The sequence below is a fragment of the Streptomyces sp. NPDC031445 genome (assembly GCF_055581365.1).
Window position 1 is genome coordinate 56,839 of record NZ_JBVIJO010000006.1, and the last position, 19,693, is coordinate 76,531.

Below are 19,693 nucleotides of genomic sequence, written 5' to 3' on the forward strand. Positions count from 1 at the left end.
GCCCGGGAGGGGAACGCGTCAGTCCTTCAGCTCCGGCGGGCTGATACGGGACTCCTTGATCGCGGAACCCGTCGTGCCCCACTTCTCGAGGATCCTGTCGTAGCTGCCGTCGGACAGCAGCCTGTTCACCGCCGCCTGGAACGCCGGCGCCAGTTTCGTGCCCTTCTTGAAGGCGAAACCGACGTCCAGGCGGTGGTACTCGTTGAGGAACTTCAGGCCCTGCTGGTGCGCCACGGCGTACCGCAGGCCGTTGATCGTGGACATCACGATGTCGCTGCGGCCCTGCTGGAGCGAGGACCAGATCGCGCTCGGCTCGGCGTACGTCTGCACCCGGTACGCCTTCTTGCCCGCGTCGGAGCACACGTGCTTGCCGGCCTCCAGCGTGGCCTCGAACGTCGTGCCGGCGCCGGTCGCGACGTTCAGGCCGCACAGCTGCTTCAGATCGGTGATCTTCGCGAGCTTGCTGTCCTTCCGGGTGGCGAAGCCCTGGCCGTCGTTGACGTAGGTGACGAAGTCGATGGTCTTGCGGCGCTCGTCCGTGACGCCGAAGTTGCTCGCGCCGAAGTCGTACTTGCCGCTGTCCAGGGCGGGCAGGATCGCCTCGAAGCTCGCCTGCTCGATCTTCAGCCTGATGCCGAGCACCCGGGCGACCGCCTTGGTGAAGTCGACGTCCTGACCGGTCAGGGTCGTGCCGTCGGCGAGGTACGTGGTGCCGGGCGGGGTGCCGCCGACGCTGACCGCGACGGTGAGGCCCGTGGTGCCGGCGGGCAGCAGCTTCGCCGCGGCGTCGTCCTTGCGCACGGCGGAGACGACGTCCGTGGTGGGCACCTCGTCGGACGTGGCCGCCACCCCGGAGGCGTCCGTGCCGCCCGGGTCGCCGGAGCCACAGGCGGTGAGGAGCAGCGCGGCCGAGGTGATGGCGACAAAGGGCATGAAATGGCGGTAAGCGGACATGCGCATCGGGTAGCGGTCTCCTGAGGCGGGAGGGGTGCGGAACGCGAGGGGAGGGGTGCGCGTGTGAAGGCGGAGAACAGGCCGGGAACCGGCGGGAGAGCGCGAGCGGGCCCGCCCGGCGGACGGGCGGGAGCAGGGGGTCAGCTCAACAGGAAGAGGACCACACGCGACCGAAGTCGATGTGGGAGCGGGTGACCAGCCACTGCTGCGGATGCATGGGCCAAGTGGAACAGGCATCCGGTTCCGCGTCAACCGAGCTGAGACGTACTGCTCACAGTGCGGACAACCTTGACAGCGTACGGAAACGCCCCCGTACTCTCGGTGTACGGCCCTGCTGAGGGGCTCGGCCGTGTCCGCGCCGTGCGGCGGCGCGCCCCGTGTGAAGGCACCACCCGTTCTGACGACTCAGCGCGTCCTCGGCGACGCGCGTCACGGAGCCTTCATGTCATCGGACACCCTCGCCAAGATCCCCACCGTCCCGAACCCGCCCGGGCCCGCGGACGTGCCGCGGATCGTCCCGCAGCGCCGGTACGGCCAGTGGGCGGCGGCCGTCGTCGTCCTCGCGCTGCTCGGGTTCGCCGTCGACTCCGTCGCCCGCAACAAGGCGTTCCAATGGGACGTCGTCGGCGACTACTTCACCTCCGACTCCGTCCTGCGCGGGCTGTGGCTCACGCTGTGGCTGACCGCGGTCGTGATGGTCCTGGGATTCGCCCTCGGCACCCTGCTCGCCGCGTTCCGGCTCTCCGCCAACCCCGTGCTGCGGGCGGTCAGCTGGGGGTACGTGTGGCTGTTCCGGTCCATCCCGATCCTGGTGCAGCTGCTGCTGTGGTTCAACATCGGCGCGCTGTACCCGCGGGTGTTCGGCGTGCGGACGGTCGACCTGCTCAGCCCGGTCGCCGTCGCGATCATCGGCCTCACCCTGCACGAGGCCGCCTACGCCGCCGAGGTCGTGCGCGGCGGCATCCTCTCGGTCGACCGCGGGCAGATCGAGGCCGCCCAGGCGCTCGGTCTGAGCCGGTGGCGGCGCTGGTGGCGGATCGTGCTGCCGCAGGCGATGCGCGCGATCGTGCCGCCCGCCGGCAACATGCTGATCGGCACCCTCAAGGGCACCTCGATCGTCAGCGTCATCGCCGTCAACGACCTGCTGTTCTCCGCCCAGTTGATCTACCACCGCACCTATCAGGTGATCCCGCTGCTGATGGTCGCCACCCTCTGGTACGCCCTCGTCACCACCCTGCTGGGCATCGCCCAGACGTTCGTCGAGAAGCACTACGCGCGCGGCACGGAGAACGCCCGATGAGGCAGCAACTGGTCATCGTCGGAGCCGGGCCGCGGGGGACCGGCCTCCTCGAACGCCTCGCCGCCAACGCGCCCGAGCTGTACACCGGTCCGGGCCTCGACATCCACCTGGTCGACCCCCACCCGCCCGGCGGCGGGCGCATATGGCGGCAGGCGCAGTCACCGCTGCTGTGGATGAACTCGCAGGCCGAGGACGTCACCATGTTCACCGACGACACGGTGGCCATGGCCGGCCCGGTGCGCGAGGGCCCCACCCTGCACGAGTGGGCCCGGCTGGACGGCCGCACCTTCCCCGACCGCCGCACCCAGGGCCGCTATCTGCGCTGGGTGTACGAACGGGCCGTCGCCGACCTGCCCCCGAACGTCACCGTCCACCACCACCCCCACCGCGCGGTCCGGGTCGACGGCCCCCGCGAGGGCCGCCAGCGGGTGTGGCTGGAGGGCAGCCCGCACCCGCTCCCGGCCGACCTGGTGATCCTCACCCTGGGCCACCTGGACGGCGAACCCGACGCCGAGCAGGAAGAGCTGTCCGCCTACGCCCGTGAGCACGGCCTGGTGCACCTGCCGCCCGACTTCACCGCCGACAGCGACCTGACCGCGCTGGCGCCCGGCGAACCCGTCCTCGTCCGCGGCTTCGGGCTGGCCTTCGTCGACCTGATGGTGCTGCTCACCGAGGGGCGCGGCGGACGGTACGAGGGGGAGACGTACCGCCCCTCGGGGCGGGAGCCGGTGCTGTACGTCGGCTCGCGGCGCGGAGTGCCGTACCACTCGAAGATCGGCTACGACTGGACCGGCGACCGGCCCCCGCTGCCCCGCTTCCTCGGCCCCGCCGAGGTGGCGGAGCTGCTGGCCCGGCCCGAAGGCTTCGACTTCCGGCGCGATGTGTGGCCCCTGGTCGAGAAGGAGCTGGGCTTCGCCCACTACCACCGGCTGTTCACCGCCCACCCCGGGCGTACGGCCATGGCCTGGGCCGACTTCGAGGAGAAGTACGCGGCGGCCGGCGACCCCGCCGAGACCCGGGCGCTCGTCGCCGCCGCCGTACCGGACCCGGCCGACCGGCTCGACCTCACCGTGCTCGACCACCCCCTGGAGGGTGTGCGGTACGCCTCGCACGAGGACTTCCAGGAAGGGCTGAGGGGCTACATCGAGGACGACCTGCGACGCCGCCACGATCCCGCCCACAGCCCGGACCTCGGGGTGTTCCTCGGGCTGCTCTCCGTCTACGGGCAGCTGGTGCGGCTCGGGGACATCGGGTCCTGGTGGCACGGGTTCTTCAGCTACCTGGCGTCCGGGCCGCCCGGACCCCGGCTGCGGCAGATGCTCGCGCTGTCCCGGGCCGGACTGCTCCGGTTCGTCGGGGCGGGCATGACCGTCACCGCCGGGGACGGGGTGTTCCGGGCCGCCAGCCCCACCGTGCCGGGCTTCTCCGTCGAGGCCCGGGCGCTGGTGGAGGCCCGGCTGCCCGCGCCCACCGTCCGGCGCGCCCGCGACAGCCTGCTGCGCGAACTGCACGCCGACGGCGCGGCCGAGACCCCCGACGGGCTGCTCCGGGTCGACCCCGGCGACGGCCGCGTCCTCGACCGCGCCGGGCGCCCGCACCCCCGGCGCTTCGCGCTCGGCCCGTACACCGACACCCGCGCCCCCGGCGCCTTCACCCGCCCCCGCACCGGCGGGCCCGCGTTCCGGCAGAACGACGCGACCGCCCGGGCGGTGCTGGCCTCCCTCAGCGGCTCACTCGTGAAGGAACTCGCGCGATGAGCGTCATGGCCGACATCAGGCCGGCGCACAAGAGCCTCCCGGGGACGCCGGAACGTCAGCCTCCACACTCCGCTCCCCTCCCGGGCCGCCCTCGCCGGTGCCTTTGGCAGGGGAAAGCCGATCACCGATGAAAGGAACCGACGGCATGACGACGGACGCGTCCGACGCCTGGAAGCAGTGGCACGAGCAGCGCGTCGAGCGGGTCTCGGCGCCCTACGGGCCGCTCGCGCTGACCGCGACGCACTGGATCGAGGACTATCCGGATGGTCGAATTCCGGACATTCCCGGGAACTGGGCGGCGGATGAGGGCGGGGTGGTGCTCACCGCCGCCGGGACCGACGGCCTGACCGTGGACGGCCGGCCCTTCGCGGGCGAGGTCAAGCTGACCGCCGACCGCGGCCCGGAGGCGCGGGCACGGGTCGCGCTCGGCGAGAAGCGGCTGGTCGTGCTGGTGCGCGAGGGCGTCTGGGGAGTGCGGGTGTACGACCCCGGCTCCGCCGCCCGGCAGGCCTTCCGGGGCATCGAGGCCGGGCCCTACGACCCTCGCTGGTCGGTGCCGGGGCGGTTCACGCCCTACGAGGCCACGCGGACCGTCCGGCTCGGCAACGCGGACGGCCGCGAGCGCGGCTTCGACCTCGCCGGGGAACTCACCTTCACCCTGGCCGGCAAGGAGCGGACGCTGAAGGTCGCGCGGCAGGGGGACGGACTGCTGTGGGCGGTGTTCGCCGACGCCACCAGCGGCGGGACGAGCTTCCGGTTCCGCTTCCTGTTCGCGCCGGCCCCGGACGCCGAGGGGCGCACGACCGTCGACCTCAACCGCGCCCAGCTCCCGCCGTGCGCCTTCGCCGACCACTTCATCTGCCCCTTCCCGCCCCCCGGCAACACGCTGGACGTGGCGGTCGAGGCGGGGGAGCGCCACGTGAGCCGGTCCCGGTCGGCGTAGCCGGCCCGGCCGGACGCGGGGAGGGGTCCGACGGCCGAAAGGCACCCTTGTGCCGACCGGCCGTTCGGCCGAATACTCCCCCTCAGCGCTTGTCAGGGGCATGCATATTCGAATCCGGTCGAGCCCCTGGCTGCGCCTCACGGGCCCCGACCCCACGCGGGCCCCCGACTTCCCTTGGAGGGAACGACAAGTGAGGATCAAGCGCACCACTCCCCGCGGCGGTACGGCGAGACGGGTCCGGCTGACCGCCGTGGCCACCGGCTTCCTGGCCGCCGCCGCGTTCGCCGCCCCCACCGCGAACGCCAGCGACGTCCACACCTTCAGCGCCACCCAGCTCACCAAGGCGAGCGACTCCGTCCGCCAGGCCGACATCCCCGGCACCGCCTGGGCGGTGGACAGCAAGACCGGCCGCGTCGTCGTCACCGTCGACAGCACGGTGTCCCAGGCCGAGATCGCCAAGATCAAGAAGCAGGCCGGCGCCAACGCCGACGCCCTGGTCGTCAAGCACACGCCGGGCACGTTCAACAAGCTGATCTCCGGCGGCGACGCCATCTACGCGAGCAGCTGGCGCTGCTCGCTGGGCTTCAACGTGCAGGACTCCAGCGGCAACTACTACTTCCTGACCGCCGGGCACTGCACCGACGGCGCGGGCACCTGGTGGTCGAACTCCTCCCACAGCACGACGCTCGGCACCACGGCCGGCTCCAGCTTCCCCGGCAACGACTACGGCATCGTGCGGTACACCAACAGCTCGGTGGCCAAGTCCGGCGCCGTGGGCAGCCAGGACATCACCAGCGCGGCCACGCCCTCCGTGGGCACGACCGTCTACCGCCGCGGGTCCACGACCGGCACGCACAGCGGCCGCGTCACCGCGCTCAACGCCACGGTCAACTACGGCGGCGGCGACATCGTCTCCGGCCTGATCCAGACCACCGTCTGCGCGGAGCCCGGCGACTCCGGCGGCCCGCTGTACGGCGGCACCACGGCCTACGGTCTGACCTCGGGCGGCAGCGGTGACTGCACCTCCGGCGGTACGACCTTCTTCCAGCCGGTCACCGAGGCGCTGAGCGCCTACGGGGTGCACGTCTTCTGACGGCCCTTCTCCGCTGACGGACGACACCGGGAAGCCCCCGCGCGCACACGGCGCGCGGGGGCTTCCTGGTGCGTTTGCGCAGGTGAGGGACGCTCGAACGAGTGTCGTACACATGTTCGGGAATGAGGGTATGGTGGGAGTGGGGAAACTGGGAACTGATGTTCGAGAGCCGTTCGGGGCTCACGAGTGCGGGAGGTGTGCGTGCCGGGCTTCGCGCATCTGCGCACCGTCTCCGGGTTCTCCCTGCGGTACGGGGCGTCCCACCCGGAGCGGCTGGCCGAACGTGCCTCCGAGCGGGGGATGGACACCCTCGCCCTGACCGACCGCGACACCCTCGCCGGGGCGGTGCGCTTCGCCAAGGCCTGCGCCGGCGCGGGCGTCCGTCCGCTGTTCGGAGTGGACCTGGCCGTGGCGACGGCGGAGTCCGTACGCCGTGACCGGCGGCGGACGCCGGTGCGCGGAGGCGCCTTCGTGGACGAGTCGGCCCCCCGCGCGACCTTCCTCGCCCGGGACGGCGCCCGCGGGTGGGCCGGCCTGTGCCGGCTCGTCACGGCGGCGCACGAGGGCGGGGGCTCTCCGCTGCTGCCCTGGGCGGGCCGGCACGGCGACGGTCTGGTGGTGCTGCTCGGGCCGGGTTCGGACGTGGGGCGCGCGCTCGCTGCCGGGCGGCCCGACCGGGCGGCCGAACTGCTCGCGGCGTGGCGCGAGATCCACGGCGACGCGCTGCGCCTGGAGGCCGTCTGGCACGGCCGTACCGGCACGGGGGCCGGTTCCCTGCGGCTGGCGGCCCGCACCGTCGGGTTCGCCGCCGAGCAGGGGGTGCGGCCGGTGCTCAGCAACGCCGTCCGGTACGCCGATCCCGGGGCGGGGCCGGTCGCCGACGTGCTGGACGCCGCGCGGCGGCTGGTGCCGGTCGACCCCCGGGGCGAGCTGGACTCCGGGGAGGCGTGGCTGAAGGACGCGCAGACGATGCTGGGCGTCGCCGAGCGGGTCGTGGAGGCCGCCGGGTTCCGGCGGGAGAGTGCCCACCGGCTGCTGGAACAGACCCTGGCGACGGCCGCCGAGTGCCGCGTGGACCCCGAGGACGACCTCGGCATCGGCACCGTCCACTTCCCCGAGGCGCACCTCGTCGGCGCCGGCCGGCGCACCGCGCAGCGCGCGCTCGCCTCGCGGGCGGCGGAGGGGATGCTGCGGCTCGGGTACGGCGGGCGGCGCGCGTACTGGGAGCGGATGCACCAGGAGCTGGACATCATCGCCCACCACGGCTTCGCCTCCTACTTCCTGACGGTGGCCCAGGTGGTCGACGACGTCCGGGAGAGGGGGATCCGGGTGGCCGCCCGCGGCTCCGGGGCCGGATCGCTCGTCAACCACCTGCTCGGCATCGCGCACGCCGACCCGGTCGAGCACGGGCTGCTGATGGAACGCTTCCTGTCCAAGGAGCGGGTGGTGCTGCCGGACATCGACATCGACGTGGAGTCCGCGCGCCGGCTGGAGGTCTACCGGGCGATCATCGGCCGGTTCGGCACCGAGCGGGTCGCCACCGTCTCCATGCCGGAGACCTACCGGGTCCGGCACGCGATCCGGGACGTGGGCGCCGCGCTGTCCATGGACCCGGCCGAGATCGACCGGATCGCCAAGTCCTTCCCGCACATCCGGGCGCGCGACGCCCGCGCGGCGCTGGAGGAACTGCCCGAGCTGAAGCGGCTGGCGGGGGAGCTCCAGCGGGAAGGGGAGAAGTACGGCAGGCTGTGGGAACTGGTCGAGGCGCTCGACGCCCTGCCGCGCGGGACCGCCATGCACCCGTGCGGGGTGCTGCTGTCGGACGCGTCCCTGCTCGCCCGTACGCCCGTGGTGCCGACCAGCGGTGAGGGCCTGCCCATGTCGCAGTTCGACAAGGAGGACGTGGAGGACCTCGGGCTGCTCAAGCTGGACGTGCTGGGCGTGCGGATGCAGTCGGCGATGGCGCACGCGGTCGCCGAGGTGGAGCGGGCGAGCGGGGAGCGGATCGACCTGGACGCGGTGGAGCCGGGGGACCCGGAGACGTACCGGCTGATCCGGTCCGCCGAGACCCTCGGGTGCTTCCAGATCGAGTCGCCGGGGCAGCGGGACCTGGTGGGGCGGCTCCAGCCCGCCGGCTTCCACGACCTGGTCGTCGACATCTCGCTGTTCCGGCCCGGCCCGGTCGCCGCCGACATGGTGCGGCCGTTCATCGAGGCGCGGCACGGGCGGGCGCCGGTGCGCTACCCGCACCCGGACCTGGAGGAGCCGCTGAAGGGGACGTACGGGGTCGTCGTCTTCCACGAGCAGGTCATCGACATCGTCTCGATCATGACCGGCTGCGGGCGCGGCGAGGCCGACCGGGTGCGGCGCGGGCTGTCCGATCCCGAGTCGCAGGGGCGGATCAGGGTGTGGTTCGCCCAGCGGGCGGCGGCCAAGGGGTACGACGCGGAGACGATCGGGCGGACCTGGGAGATCGTGGAGGCGTTCGGGTCCTACGGCTTCTGCAAGGCGCACGCCGTCGCCTTCGCCGTACCCACCTACCAGTCGGCGTGGCTGAAGGCCCATCACCCCGCCGCCTTCTACGCCGGGCTGCTCACGCACGACCCCGGGATGTACCCGAAGCGGCTGCTGCTGGCCGACGCGCGGCGGCGCGGGGTGCCGATCCTGCCGCTGGACGTGAACGTCTCCGGGGCCGCCCACAGGATCGAACTGGTGTCTGAATCACCGGCGGCGTGGGGGCTGCGGCTCGCGCTCCGTGACGTCCACGGCATCAGCGAGGCCGAGGCGGAACGGATCGCGGAGGGGCAGCCGTACTCCTCGCTGGTGGACTTCTGGGAGCGGGCCCGGCCCAGCCGGCCGCTCGCCGGGCGGCTCGCGCAGGTGGGCGCGCTGGACGCCTTCGGCGCCAACCGGCGCGATCTGCAACTGCACCTGACCGAGCTGCACCGTGGCGCCCGGAGCGGTGGCGGTGGCCAGCTGCCTCTGGCCGGCGGACGGAAGACCGCGCCGGCCGGGCTGCCCGACCTGACCTCGGCGGAGCGGCTCAGCGCCGAGCTGGGCGTGCTGTCCATGGACGCCTCGCGCAATCTGATGGACGACCACCGGGAGTTCCTCCAGGAGCTGGGCGTGGTCTCCGCGCGCCGGCTGCGCGAGGCCCGGCACGGCGAGACCGTGCTGGTCGCGGGCGCCAAGGCAGCCACCCAGACCCCGCCGATCCGCTCCGGCAAGCGGGTCATCTTCTCCACCCTGGACGACGGGACGGGACTGGTGGACCTGGCCTTCTTCGACGACTCGCACGACGCCTGCGCCCACACCGTCTTCCACTCCTGGCTGCTGCTGGTGCGCGGAGTGGTGCAGCGGCGCGGTCCGCGCAGCCTGAGCGTGGTGGGCTCCGCCGCCTGGAACCTCGCCGAACTGGTGGAGGTGCGCCAGGAGGAGGGACTCGACGGGGTCGCGGCCCGGCTGGCCGGACCGTCCGGCGCGGACGGCACGCCGGACGGGGGCGACGGCGGTCCGCTGCGGGCCCGGCTCGCCGGTTCCGAGGGGCTGCCCGCGCCGGCCGGCTCCGCGGCCCGTGACCGGATGGCGGACCGGACGATCCGCATGCCCACGGGGTACGAGATGCACCCCTGGGCCGATCTGCGGCCCGCGGGCCAGGACGCCGCGCAAGGGCCGGCGTCGGTGAGGAAGTTGTGGCACCAGAGCCCGGGGAGTGCGGGATGACCATCCTCTGCGTACGTTTCCAGCTGCCGCCGGCGCACGAGGCCGCCCTGCCGGAACTGCTCGGCCTGCTGGAGGAGTTCACGCCGGTCGTGGAGGCGCTGCCGCCGGACGGGGCGCTGGCCGATCTGCGCGGCGCCGAGCGGTACTTCGGGCGCGGCGCGGTGGAGCTGGCCTCGGTGATCCGGGTGCGGGCCCTCGCGCGGTACGGCGTCGACTGCGCGATCGGCGCCGGGCCGGGCCCGATGCTGGCCCGCGTGGCACTGCGCCACGCCCGGCCCGGGGTGACCCGCGCGGTGCCCGAGGACGCGGTCGCCGGGTTCCTCGCCGGCAAGCCCGTCGCCGCGCTGCCCGGCGTCGGCGCGGCGACCGCCCGCACCCTGGACGAGTACGGCCTGGACACCCTGGGCCGGGTCGCCGCCGCGCCGCTGTCCACGCTCCAGCGGCTGCTCGGCGCCAAGGCGGGCCGGGAGCTGCGGGAGAAGGCGAGCGGCATCGACCGCGGCCGGGTCGTCCCGAACGCCGTCTCGCGGTCGCTGGTGACGGAACGGGCCTTCGGCATCGACGAGTTGGACCCCGGCCGGCACCGCCGGGCGCTGCTGTCGGCCGCCGAGGAAATCGGCTCCCGGCTGCGCGCGGTGGAGAAGGTCTGCCGCACCCTGACCCTCACCGTGCGCTACGCCGACCGCTCCTCGACCACCCGCAGCCGCACCCTGCGGGAGCCGACCGCGCACTCCGCGGACCTGACCAGGGCGGCCTACGGCATGTACGAGGCGCTCGGCCTGCAACGCGCCCGGGTCCGCGCGCTCGCCCTGCGCGCCGAGGGCCTGACCTCCGCCGGCCAGGCCTCCCACCAGCTCACCTTCGACCCCGTGGACGAGAAGGTCCGCCGCGTCGAGGAGGTCGCGGACCGGGTGCGGGCGAAGTTCGGGCCGCGGGCGGTGGTGCCGGGGACGCTGGCCCTGGCGTGCGCCCCCGGTCGGCCCACGGCGGCGTGAGGCGAGTGCCACCGGCCGGGTGGCGGTTCTGCCGGGTGAGGGCCATGTGCGCGCGCCGCGGGGCCACTTGGCGCGGGCCGCGCCCCGGGGGCCGATCCGTCCGGCCTGGTGACGCCGCGTCCGGCGTCCCGGCGGAGATCCCCGGTTAGCACCGCGAGTTTTTACTGACGCGTAACTTCACACGTGCACTACTCGCCCGTAACTTGACGAGTGAACAGCATCCCGTGATCCGGATCACAGGGTTAGGCCGTGCACCTCCCGTGAGCCGCAAGGAGACCACACGATGCTGCCCTGGAAACGCGCGCTGAGACCCCTCGCCGCCCTGCTCCTCACCGCCGCCGTCGCCGTCGTGCCGGCCGCCACCGCCAGCGCCTCCGACGCCCCCCACTCCGGCTGGAACGACTACACCTGCCGGCCCTCCGCCGCCCACCCCCGCCCCGTCGTCCTCGTCCACGGCACCCTGGGCAACTCGGTCGACAACTGGCTCGGCCTCGCCCCCTATCTGCAGAGCCGCGGATACTGCGTCTACTCCCTCGACTACGGCCAACTGCCCGGCGTCCCCCTCTTCCACGGCCTCGGCCCCATCGACGCGTCGGCCGGACAACTGGCCGCCTTCGTCGACAAGGTGCTCGCCGCGACCGGAGCCGCCAAGGCCGACCTGGTCGGCCACTCCCAGGGCGGCATGATGCCCCGCTACTACCTGAAGTTCCTCGGCGGAGCCGCCAAGGTGAACGCCCTCGTCGGCATCGCCCCCGACAACCACGGCACCGACCTGGACGGCCTCACCCACCTGCTGCCGTACTTCCCCGGCGCCGAGGACCTGCTCAAGGCCACCACCCCCGGCCTCGCCGACCAGATCACCGGCTCCGCCTTCCTCACCAGGCTCAACGCGGGCGGCGACACCGTTCCCGGAGTGCGCTACACGGTCATCGCCAGCCAGTACGACGAGGTGGTCACCCCCTGGCGCACCCAGTACCTGAGCGGGTCCGGCGTCCGCAACGTCCTGCTCCAGGACCTGTGCCCGCTCGACCTCTCCGAGCACCTCGCGATCGGCCTGTCCGACCGGATCGCCTTCCACGAGGTGGCCAACGCGCTCGACCCGGCCCACGCCACCGCCACCACCTGTGCGTCCGCCCTCAGCTGAGGTGCGCCGGGGTCTGTCCGGCCTGAGCCGCCGGACGGACCCCGGAACCCTCACCGGCGCTGACCGCCGGACACGCGGCGTACGAGCGTGCGGAACTCCTCCGAACGGTGGCGGGGCGGGCCCGGATCCCGTGGGGTGATCCGAAACTAACCCCGGGGAGCCGTGGAACCACCCGCGGGGAGCGGGCGGGGGAGATCTTTATGGTCCGCTTAAGGAAGCGCTCAGACTGCGCTCAGGCAGACGGCGCGCGGCGCCGTGTCAGCCGTCGGGCCACCAGGTGCGGGCGATGTCCTTGCGCACCTCGGGGCGCCCCGCCGGGCGCTGCTCCGCCTCGTCGCGGATCCGGCGGCTGTCCGTCCTCTTCAGGGGCTTCTGCACGGTCGTACGGCGCATGGCTGCCTCCTTCAGTGCCTACCGGGTTCCGTGTTGTCACGGAGGTAGACGCTTTCGGCGAGAGTTCCTCATCGGTGCCGGTTTGTCAGTGGCGGCTGTCACGTCCGCGCTGTCAGTGGCCTGTGTCACCCTCTGGGCATGACGAGCGAGAACGCGCACAGGGGTGCGGCTGCCCCGGAAGCGGACTGGGATGCGCAGGCCGCCGCCTTCGACGACGAACCCGACCACGGCCTGCGCGATCCCGAGGTGCGCGCGGCCTGGGCGGACCGGCTGCGCGGCTGGCTCCCCGGGCACCCCGCGGACGTCCTCGACCTCGGCTGCGGCACCGGCAGCCTGTCACTCCTCGCCGCCGAACAGGGGCACCGGGTGACCGGTGTCGACCGGTCCCCGGCGATGGCCGAGCGGGCCCGGGCCAAGCTCGCCGGGCGCCGCGCGACGATCCTGTGCGGGGACGCCGCGGCCCCGCCGGTGGGGGAGCGGCGCTTCGACGTGGTCCTCGTACGGCATGTGCTGTGGGCGCTGCCCGATCCGGCCGGGGCGCTGCGGCACTGGCGGGAGCTGCTGCGCCGCGCGGGCCGGTTCGTGCTGGTCGAGGGCGTGTGGGGGACCCTCAGCCCGGTCGGCGTACCGGCCGCCCGGCTCACCGCCCTGCTGGAGCCGCTGAGCCGGGACGTGCGCGTGGAGCCGCTGTCCGGCGACTCCCTGCTGTGGGGCAAGGACGTGGACGACGAGCGGTACGCCGTGGTGGCCACCGTGTGACCCCGGGCAGCCGGGCCGGCGGTCAGGCCAGCAGTTCCGCGAAACCGCCGGGGCGGACCGCCAGCGCCTGAAGCGCGTCGAGGGCCGCCACCGCGGCGGCCGCGGCCCGCGGGTCCGCCTCCGCGAGACCGCTCGCGGCGAACTCGTCCTCGTCCAGGCGCCGTACGTCCCGCCCGTCCGCGGAGCGCCACAGGTCCAGGTCGAGATCCTCCACGACCAGTTCCGTGCCGGAGCGGACCGCGGGACGCGTGATGTCGCAGTACCAGCCCTTGACCGAGCCGTCCGCCGCGCGGACCTCCTTCACCGAGTACCACCGCTCCCGCCAGTAGTACTCGGTGAACACGTCACCGGGCTCGAACCGCACGAACCCGAAGTCCCGCACCCCCGAGCCCGCCCAGGGCGCGCGCACGGCGATCCGGTCGCCGTCGTCCCCGAGCAGTTCCGCCGGGTAACGGATCTTCGTACGGCCCGCCTTGACCAGGACGACCTCCAGCCGGGCCGGCTCAGCCGAGTTCGCGGACATAGCGCACCTCCGTCGCGCAGACCTCGTACCCGAGCCACTTGTTGACCGCGATCATGGGAGCGTTGCCGGTGTCGTTGCCCGTGAAGGCCTCGGTGACACCGGCGGCGCGGGCCCGGTGCAGAGAGTGGGCCTTGGCGAGCTTGGCCAGACCGCGGCCGCGGTGGGCGCGGGCGGTGCCGGTCATCGCCGTGGAGTAGCGGCCGTCGCCGTCGGTGTAGGCCACGGTGAAGGCGACCGGACGGCCGTCGGCACAGGCGGTCGTGGTCAGCTCCCGGTCCAGCAGCGGGTGGTTCCAGGTCTGCGCGAGCCAGGCGTCGTAGTCGGTGAACTCGTAGTCCACGTCGCCCGGTTCGTCGAGCACCGTCTCCGCGTCCAGGTCGAACAGCGGCCGGGGGTCGTCCGCGAAGTCGGCGGCCGTGCGCAGTTCGACGCCGGGCGGGATCTCCGGGAGCGGCGGCAGCGTGCCGTCGGCCAGGTCCAGGCGGAGGAAGTGCGCGGTACGGCCCCGCCGGTAGCCGCGCCGCTCGGCGAAGACCTGGTTGGCCGGCTCGTCCAGGGCCCAGGCGAACAGCCTGGTCGCCCCCACCCGCGCCAGGTACTCCTCGGCGGCCCGGACCAGCAGCCGGCCGGCACCGCGGCGGGTCCGGTCCGGGCGGACGTAGACGTTGAGGGCGCCCTGGCCCGGGTCGGGGCTGTCGGGGATCAGGTGCACCTGTGCCGTGCCGATGATCTCGCCGTCCTCCTCCGCGACGAGCGGCCGGAAGCGGGCGTCCGGGTGCGTGTGGACCACCGTGTGCCTGACCGAGTCCGGCGTGAACAGGATGTACGGCAGGGCGAGGCGGCGGACGCGGGCGAAGCCCTCGGCGTCCGCGGGGACGTCGGGGCGCAGGGGGCGCACGAGGACGGTCATGAGGAGGCACCGTACGGGCCGGGAGGACCGGGTGCCTCTCATTTTCCGGCGGGTGCGGGACAATCGCCCGTGTGAGCCTGAAGATCCGCATCGATGACAGCGCGCCCCCGTACGAGCAGGTCCGGGCGCAGATCTCCGAGCAGGCGCGGTCCGGCGCGCTCCCAATGGGGTACCGGCTGCCGACCGTGCGGGGGCTGGCCGAGTCCCTCGGACTCGCGGTGAACACGGTGGCGAAGGCGTACCGGGCGCTGGAGGGCGACGGGGTGATCGAGACGCGGGGGCGCAACGGCACGTTCGTGGCCGCCGCCGGCTCGGCCGCGGTACGGGAGGCCGCCCTGGCCGCCCAGGCGTACGTCGAGCGTGTGCGGCGGCTCGGGCTCGCCGAGGACGAGGCACTGGGTGCCGTGCGGGACGCCCTGCGGGCGGCCTACGGGCAGGGCTGAGCGCGGGGGGACGGAGGGGCACGGGCGACGGGAGGGGTGAGCGGCGCCGACGTGCCGGCCGGGCGGGGGATCAGCCCAGTCCCGCCGGCTCCGGTGTCCTCGTCACCGTCACGCCGGCCCGGCGCGCCGCCCGGGCGAACGCCACCGCGTCCTGGACCGCCGCGCCGCCGGGGTCGTTGTTGAAGTACGCGTACACGTCCTCGGCGCCGGACCAGGTCGTCGCGACACGGTCCACCCAGGTCTCCAGCGAGCGGCGGCCGTAGCGCGGCCAGGGCCGGGCGCGGCCCTGGTGGAAGCGGACGTAGCCCCAGCCGGCGGTGCGCCACAGCGGGGTGACCGGGCGGGCCAGGACGTCCGCCCAGCACAGGGCCGCGCCACGGGACGCCAGCACCTCGCGCACCTCGCCCGTCCACCAGGAGTCGTGGCGGGGTTCCACCGCGACCCTCGTACCGGCCGGGAAACAGGCCAGGCAGGCGTCCAGCAGCGGCGGATCGGCGCGCAGGGTGGGCGGGAGCTGGAGCAGGACCGGGCCCAGGCGGTCGCCGAGGCCCGCGGCGTGGGTCATCAGGCGGTGCACCGGCTCCTCGGGGTCCCTGAGCCGCTTGATGTGGGTGAGAAACCGGCTGGCCTTGACCGCGACCACGAAGTCCGGCGGCACCCGGACGCGCCAGGCGGCGAAGGTGTCGTACGACGGCAGCCGGTAGAACGCGTTGTTGAGCTCCACGGTCGCGAACAGCCGGGTGTACTCCTCCAGCCACAGCCGCGCCGGCACCCCGGCCGGGTAGACCTGGTCCCGCCAGTCCTTGTACTGCCACCCCGACGTGCCGACGAACAGGGTCATACCCTCATCAAAGCACTAGAGGTACAGGCCCGCGTCCGCGCCCTCCCGGGCCCCCGGCACCGAGGTCGGCGCGGTGCCCCGGCGCAGCGCGTACAGCTCGGCGAGGGTCGCGCCGTCCCGGCCGACGCCCTCCTCGGTGCCGAGCCACTTCACCGCCTCCGGGCGGGTCAGCGGGCCGACCTCGATGCGGGCCAGGCAGCGGCCGGGGCGGACCACGGCCGGGTGCAGCCGCTCCAGGTCCTCGTTGGTGGTGACGCCGACCAGGACGTTGCGGCCCTGGCCGAGCAGGCCGTCGGTGAGGTTCAGCAGCCGGGACAGGGCCTGGCCCGCCGTGTGCCGGGCCTCGCCCCGGATCAGCTCGTCGCAGTCCTCCAGCAGCAGCAGGCGCCAACGGCCCTTGCCCGCGCCGTCGTCCTCCCCGATGGCGATGTCCATCAGATAGCCGACGTCGGAGAAGAGCCGCTCGGGGTCCAGGACGCAGTCGACCTGGCACCAGTCGCGCCAGGAGCGGGCGAGGGTGCGCAGGGCCGAGGTCTTGCCGGTGCCGGGCGGGCCGTGGAGCAGCAGCAGCCGGCCCGCGATGTCCTCCGGGGTCGTCTTCATCAGACGGTCCATCGCGTCCGCCACCGGCGCCGTGTAGTTGGGCCGGACCTCGTCCCACGTGCCGGCGGAGATCTGCCGGGTGGTGCGGTGCGGGCCGCGCCTGGGGGAGACGTACCAGAACCCCATCGTCACGTTCTCCGGCTGGGGTTCCGGCTCGTCGGCCGCGCCGTCCGTGGCCTGTCCGAGGATTCGCTCGGCCAGTTCGGCACTGGTCGCGGTGACGGTGACGTCCGCGCCCCGGTTCCAGCGGGAGACGAGCAGCGTCCAGCCGTCCCCCTCGGCGAGGGTCGCGCTGCGGTCGTCGTCGCGGGCCATCCGCAGCACGCGGGCGCCCTCCGGCAGCAGGGTCGCGCCCGAGCGCACCCGGTCGAGGTTCACGGCGTGCGAGTACGGCTGCTCGCCCGTCGCGAAGCGGCCGAGGAACAGCGCGTCGACGACGTCGGACGGCGAGTCGGAGTCGTCGACGTGGAGCCGGATCGGCAGAGCGTCGTGTGGGTTGGCAGACATGCCGCCATGATCCGTCACGGAGGGGGCCCGCGCACGGCATTTCCCGTCCCTCGTCCCGGCGCTGACGGGCGGTCGGCCGACGGGGCGGGCATGCGCAAGAGACGAGCGGTGAACGTCCTGGGCCGATCCTGTCGAGATGGCGACTATTTTGGCATGAACACTTCCGGTCAACACGCGTAGCTGCTACCACAGTTGCTGGCAGACATCCTGCTAAAGGGAGGTTCCATGAGACGTTCCCGACTTACCGGATTCGTGACCTCGCTCCTCCTCGCCGCCGGCCTCGGTCTCACCGGGGCCGCTTCGGCGCAGGCGTCCTCGACCGCCGTGACCGGCGGCTACGTCGCACTCGGCGACTCCTACTCCTCCGGGGTGGGCGCCGGCAGTTACATCAGCTCGAGCGGCGACTGCGACCGCAGCACGAAGGCCTACCCCTACCTGTGGAACGCCGCCCACAGCCCCTCCTCGTTCGCCTTCAACGCCTGTTCCGGCGCGAAGACGGACGACGTGCTCGCGGGCCAGCTCGGCTCGCTGAACTCCTCCACCTCACTGGTGTCCCTCACCATCGGCGGCAACGACGCCGGTTTCGCCGACGTGATGACCACCTGCGTGACCAGCTCGGACAGCACGTGCCTGTCCCGCATCAACACCGCCAGGGCGTACGTCGCCAACACGCTCCCCGGCAAGCTGGACACCGTCTACAACGCGATCAGCGCCAAAGCCCCGTCCGCCCGGGTGGTCGTCATCGGCTACCCCCGCTTCTACCTGCTCGGCCAGACCTGCCTCGGCCTCTCCGAGACCAAGCGCTCCGCGATCAACGACGCCGCCGACTACATGGACAACACCATCAAGGCCCGCGCCACCGCCCACAACTTCGTCTTCGGCGACGTCCGCACCACGTTCTCCGGCCACGAGATCTGCTCCGGCGACTCCTGGCTGCACAGCGTCAACTGGCTCGACATCGGCGTGTCGTACCACCCGACCGCGTCCGGCCAGTCCGGCGGCTACCTGCCGGTGCTGAACAACGCGGCATGACCCGTCCGGGCTCACCCGGCAGGGTGAAGTTCTCCGGGTGAGCACGAAGGTGAGGCGGGGGTCCCGGACGACGGGGTCTCCGCCGCCCTCGTACGCCCGCCGGGAACGGCGCATCCGAAGCGGCTCAGCCCAGCGCGGCCACGGCCCCCTTGAGCACCAGTCCCACGCCCAGCGCCAGCACGACCAGGGCCGACCCGAGCGGCAGGGCCCGGCGCGCCAGGACGGCCACCGGGTGGGCGCTCCAGCGCGGGCGCCGCTCCAGCACCCGTACCGCCCCCGCGCCCAGCCGTACGACGGCGCACCCGGCGGCGGTGAGCGTCAGCGCGAGACCGGCTCCGTACGCCACGACGAGCAGCAGGCCGAACCAGGCCTTGCCGAGCGCGGCGGCGCCGACCAGGACGACCACGGCGGACGGGCTGGGCACCAGCCCGCCGGCGAACCCGAGCAGGATCGTGCCGCGGAGTGTGGGCACGGTGGGGTGGGTGTGGGTGTGGCCGCCGTGGCTGTGCGTGTGCCCGCCGTGGCTGTGCCCCCCGTGGCTGTGCGAGTGAGGGTGTGCGTCGTCCCCATGGGCGTGTTCCACACCGTCGTGGTGGTGATGCTGGAGGGCGGCGCTGTGTCCGCCGCCCACAGTCGCCAACTCCCGTCGCTCCACCACGTCCTGGGCCACCGTGATCGCCCGCGCACGGTCGCGCCAGGCACGGCGGACGAGGGTGACGCCCGCCACCAGCACCAGGACGCCACCGGCGAGGCCCAGCCAGGAGATCACCGCCGGCGCGGCCGCCGAACCGGCCGTGACCAGCAGGCCCAGGGCGACCACGCCGAGGGTGTGGGTCACGGTGACCGAGGCGGCCATCGGCAGCACGTCCCGTGGCCGGGCCCGGCCCCCGCGCGCCGCCGCCGTCGCGGCCATCAGGGTCTTGCCGTGGCCCGGCGCCAGCGCGTGCAGCGCGCCCAGGGCGACGGCGACGAGCAGGGCGAGGGCGGCGAAGCCGGCGGTGAGGTCCTGCCGGGCCACGAGGTCCTCCAGGGCCCGGGTCCAGCGGTCGGCACCCCGGGGGAGCACACCGGCACCCGGGGCCGCCCGCCGCCGCGCGTCCGCCGCGAGCGCCGGACCGCCGGGCCGCACCCGCAGCGCGGCCGATCCGGTGTCGGCGGGGGAGGACAGCAGGTCCTGGGGGTAGGAGGTCAGTTCCCGGGACACCGACTCCTTCGGCACGTCGGTCGAGGTGAGCGTCATGCGGTCGCCCCGCGCCGTGATCTCCCGCCAGCCGGGCCCGCCGGCGGCCCTCGCGCCCCGGAAGCCGAGGGTGACGGCTCCCGCGCGGGGCAGCGGGGCGGTCAGCCGGCACTCCACGCGCAGGGTGTCGAGGCCGGCCTGGCCGGGACGCGTGCGCGCGCTGCCGCGGACGGCCGTGAGGGCGGTCGTACGCCCGTCGACCCGCAGGCCGCTGCCGGCGGCCGCCCGTGCGCACCGCTGCCGGGCCCACGCGCCCAGTCCCAGCCGCTCGATGTCGGCCCCGGCCTGGGTCGCCGGGATCTCGGCGAGGTCCTCCACATGGTCCACGCGGAGCTGTCCGGGAGCGACGACCAGGCCGTCGTAGCGGTTGACGGTGAAGTTGCCGAGGGGGTGCGCGTGCGCGGCGCCGGCCGGCACGAGTGCCAGGGCGCACACGGCGACCAGGACGCACAGCGGACGCGGTGCCCCCCGGCGCGGACGCGGCCCGGCCGGGCGTCCACGTGGTGCGGCGGGGCGTGGTGCGACGGGGCGGG

At 73.8% G+C, this 19,693-nt stretch carries 17 protein-coding genes; 10 read left to right on the forward strand and 7 right to left on the reverse strand.

Annotated elements, in window-relative coordinates:
* Positions 1 to 18 precede the first annotated feature (18 nt).
* Complete coding sequence (locus ACZ5DC_RS17550; RefSeq protein ID WP_468654181.1) at positions 19 to 954, reverse strand: ABC transporter substrate-binding protein; 936 nt, start codon at positions 952 to 954, stop codon at positions 19 to 21.
* 442 nt (positions 955 to 1,396) lie between these two features.
* Between ACZ5DC_RS17550 and ACZ5DC_RS17555 the strand changes: the two genes are divergently transcribed.
* The 7 genes from ACZ5DC_RS17555 to ACZ5DC_RS17585 all read left to right on the forward strand — a co-directional run bounded on the left by ACZ5DC_RS17555 (position 1,397) and on the right by ACZ5DC_RS17585 (position 11,909).
* A complete protein-coding gene (locus tag ACZ5DC_RS17555) occupies positions 1,397 to 2,254 on the forward strand; it encodes an amino acid ABC transporter permease (RefSeq protein ID WP_468653633.1) in 858 nt (285 codons plus the stop codon).
* Positions 2,251 to 4,011: an FAD/NAD(P)-binding protein gene (locus tag ACZ5DC_RS17560; protein WP_468653635.1), complete on the forward strand. Its 1,761-nt coding sequence runs from the start codon at positions 2,251 to 2,253 to the stop codon at positions 4,009 to 4,011. The genes ACZ5DC_RS17555 and ACZ5DC_RS17560 overlap by 4 nt, the downstream gene beginning before the upstream one ends.
* 145 nt (positions 4,012 to 4,156) lie before the next feature.
* Complete coding sequence (locus ACZ5DC_RS17565; protein WP_468653637.1) at positions 4,157 to 4,954, forward strand: DUF1684 domain-containing protein; 798 nt, start codon at positions 4,157 to 4,159, stop codon at positions 4,952 to 4,954.
* A gap of 190 nt (positions 4,955 to 5,144) precedes the next feature.
* The gene (locus ACZ5DC_RS17570) at positions 5,145 to 6,047 is read left to right on the forward strand and encodes a S1 family peptidase (protein ID WP_366750664.1); all 903 of its coding nucleotides are present in this window, start codon (positions 5,145 to 5,147) and stop codon (positions 6,045 to 6,047) included.
* Positions 6,048 to 6,248: 201 nt separating this feature from the next.
* The gene (locus tag ACZ5DC_RS17575) at positions 6,249 to 9,770 is read left to right on the forward strand and encodes a DNA polymerase III subunit alpha (RefSeq protein ID WP_468653639.1); all 3,522 of its coding nucleotides are present in this window, start codon (positions 6,249 to 6,251) and stop codon (positions 9,768 to 9,770) included.
* A complete protein-coding gene (locus ACZ5DC_RS17580; protein WP_468653641.1) occupies positions 9,767 to 10,765 on the forward strand; it encodes a DNA polymerase Y family protein in 999 nt (332 codons plus the stop codon). Before ACZ5DC_RS17575 ends, ACZ5DC_RS17580 begins: the two co-directional genes overlap by 4 nt.
* 283 nt (positions 10,766 to 11,048) lie before the next feature.
* On the forward strand, positions 11,049 to 11,909 hold the full coding sequence (locus ACZ5DC_RS17585; RefSeq protein WP_468653643.1) for an esterase/lipase family protein: 861 nt from the start codon (positions 11,049 to 11,051) through the stop codon (positions 11,907 to 11,909).
* 258 nt (positions 11,910 to 12,167) lie between these two features.
* Here ACZ5DC_RS17585 and ACZ5DC_RS17590 read toward each other — a convergent pair whose 3' ends face one another.
* Positions 12,168 to 12,302 carry a hypothetical protein gene (locus ACZ5DC_RS17590; RefSeq protein ID WP_366750669.1) on the reverse strand — a complete coding sequence of 45 codons (135 nt, stop codon included), beginning with the start codon at positions 12,300 to 12,302 and terminating at the stop codon, positions 12,168 to 12,170.
* 138 nt (positions 12,303 to 12,440) lie between these two features.
* On the opposite strand from ACZ5DC_RS17590, the gene ACZ5DC_RS17595 reads away from it, so the two are divergent.
* The gene (locus ACZ5DC_RS17595) at positions 12,441 to 13,061 is read left to right on the forward strand and encodes a class I SAM-dependent methyltransferase (RefSeq protein ID WP_468653645.1); all 621 of its coding nucleotides are present in this window, start codon (positions 12,441 to 12,443) and stop codon (positions 13,059 to 13,061) included.
* 22 nt (positions 13,062 to 13,083) lie between these two features.
* Here ACZ5DC_RS17595 and ACZ5DC_RS17600 read toward each other — a convergent pair whose 3' ends face one another.
* Positions 13,084 to 13,584: a ribonuclease FAU-1 family protein gene (locus tag ACZ5DC_RS17600; protein ID WP_468653647.1), complete on the reverse strand. Its 501-nt coding sequence runs from the start codon at positions 13,582 to 13,584 to the stop codon at positions 13,084 to 13,086.
* Entirely contained in the window at positions 13,565 to 14,494 is a 930-nt protein-coding gene (locus tag ACZ5DC_RS17605; RefSeq protein WP_468653649.1) for a GNAT family N-acetyltransferase, read from the reverse strand. Before ACZ5DC_RS17605 ends, ACZ5DC_RS17600 begins: the two co-directional genes overlap by 20 nt.
* Positions 14,495 to 14,565: 71 nt before the next feature.
* Between ACZ5DC_RS17605 and ACZ5DC_RS17610 the strand changes: the two genes are divergently transcribed.
* Positions 14,566 to 14,937 (forward strand): GntR family transcriptional regulator, encoded by a 372-nt coding sequence (locus ACZ5DC_RS17610; protein WP_468653651.1) that lies wholly within the window; start codon positions 14,566 to 14,568, stop codon positions 14,935 to 14,937.
* A 70-nt stretch (positions 14,938 to 15,007) separates the two neighbouring features.
* On the opposite strand, the gene ACZ5DC_RS17615 is transcribed toward ACZ5DC_RS17610, so the two are convergent.
* Together ACZ5DC_RS17615 and ACZ5DC_RS17620 are read right to left on the reverse strand one after the other, a co-directional pair.
* Entirely contained in the window at positions 15,008 to 15,778 is a 771-nt protein-coding gene (locus ACZ5DC_RS17615) for a DUF72 domain-containing protein (protein ID WP_468653653.1), read from the reverse strand.
* 15 nt (positions 15,779 to 15,793) lie between these two features.
* Complete coding sequence (locus ACZ5DC_RS17620) at positions 15,794 to 16,888, reverse strand: DUF5925 domain-containing protein (RefSeq protein ID WP_468653655.1); 1,095 nt, start codon at positions 16,886 to 16,888, stop codon at positions 15,794 to 15,796.
* Between the two features lie 225 nt (positions 16,889 to 17,113).
* Between ACZ5DC_RS17620 and ACZ5DC_RS17625 the strand changes: the two genes are divergently transcribed.
* Positions 17,114 to 17,920 (forward strand): SGNH/GDSL hydrolase family protein, encoded by an 807-nt coding sequence (locus ACZ5DC_RS17625; RefSeq protein ID WP_468653657.1) that lies wholly within the window; start codon positions 17,114 to 17,116, stop codon positions 17,918 to 17,920.
* A 124-nt stretch (positions 17,921 to 18,044) separates the two neighbouring features.
* On the opposite strand, the gene ACZ5DC_RS17630 is transcribed toward ACZ5DC_RS17625, so the two are convergent.
* Complete coding sequence (locus ACZ5DC_RS17630; RefSeq protein WP_468653659.1) at positions 18,045 to 19,595, reverse strand: HoxN/HupN/NixA family nickel/cobalt transporter; 1,551 nt, start codon at positions 19,593 to 19,595, stop codon at positions 18,045 to 18,047.
* Positions 19,596 to 19,693 lie beyond the last annotated feature (98 nt).

What these genes read in the sequence shown, in the direction of transcription:
- ACZ5DC_RS17550 (WP_468654181.1), bottom strand. Translation starts at nt 954, where the DNA reads ATGTCCGCTTACCGCCATTTCATGCCCTTTGTCGCCATCACCTCGGCC.
- ACZ5DC_RS17555 (WP_468653633.1), top strand. Translation starts at nt 1,397, where the DNA reads ATGTCATCGGACACCCTCGCCAAGATCCCCACCGTCCCGAACCCGCCC.
- ACZ5DC_RS17560 (WP_468653635.1), top strand. Translation starts at nt 2,251, where the DNA reads ATGAGGCAGCAACTGGTCATCGTCGGAGCCGGGCCGCGGGGGACCGGC.
- ACZ5DC_RS17565 (WP_468653637.1), top strand. Translation starts at nt 4,157, where the DNA reads ATGACGACGGACGCGTCCGACGCCTGGAAGCAGTGGCACGAGCAGCGC.
- ACZ5DC_RS17580 (WP_468653641.1), top strand. Translation starts at nt 9,767, where the DNA reads ATGACCATCCTCTGCGTACGTTTCCAGCTGCCGCCGGCGCACGAGGCC.
- ACZ5DC_RS17585 (WP_468653643.1), top strand. Translation starts at nt 11,049, where the DNA reads ATGCTGCCCTGGAAACGCGCGCTGAGACCCCTCGCCGCCCTGCTCCTC.
- ACZ5DC_RS17590 (WP_366750669.1), bottom strand. Translation starts at nt 12,302, where the DNA reads ATGCGCCGTACGACCGTGCAGAAGCCCCTGAAGAGGACGGACAGCCGC.
- ACZ5DC_RS17595 (WP_468653645.1), top strand. Translation starts at nt 12,441, where the DNA reads ATGACGAGCGAGAACGCGCACAGGGGTGCGGCTGCCCCGGAAGCGGAC.
- ACZ5DC_RS17600 (WP_468653647.1), bottom strand. Translation starts at nt 13,584, where the DNA reads ATGTCCGCGAACTCGGCTGAGCCGGCCCGGCTGGAGGTCGTCCTGGTC.
- ACZ5DC_RS17605 (WP_468653649.1), bottom strand. Translation starts at nt 14,494, where the DNA reads ATGACCGTCCTCGTGCGCCCCCTGCGCCCCGACGTCCCCGCGGACGCC.
- ACZ5DC_RS17615 (WP_468653653.1), bottom strand. Translation starts at nt 15,778, where the DNA reads ATGACCCTGTTCGTCGGCACGTCGGGGTGGCAGTACAAGGACTGGCGG.
- ACZ5DC_RS17620 (WP_468653655.1), bottom strand. Translation starts at nt 16,888, where the DNA reads ATGTCTGCCAACCCACACGACGCTCTGCCGATCCGGCTCCACGTCGAC.
- ACZ5DC_RS17625 (WP_468653657.1), top strand. Translation starts at nt 17,114, where the DNA reads ATGAGACGTTCCCGACTTACCGGATTCGTGACCTCGCTCCTCCTCGCC.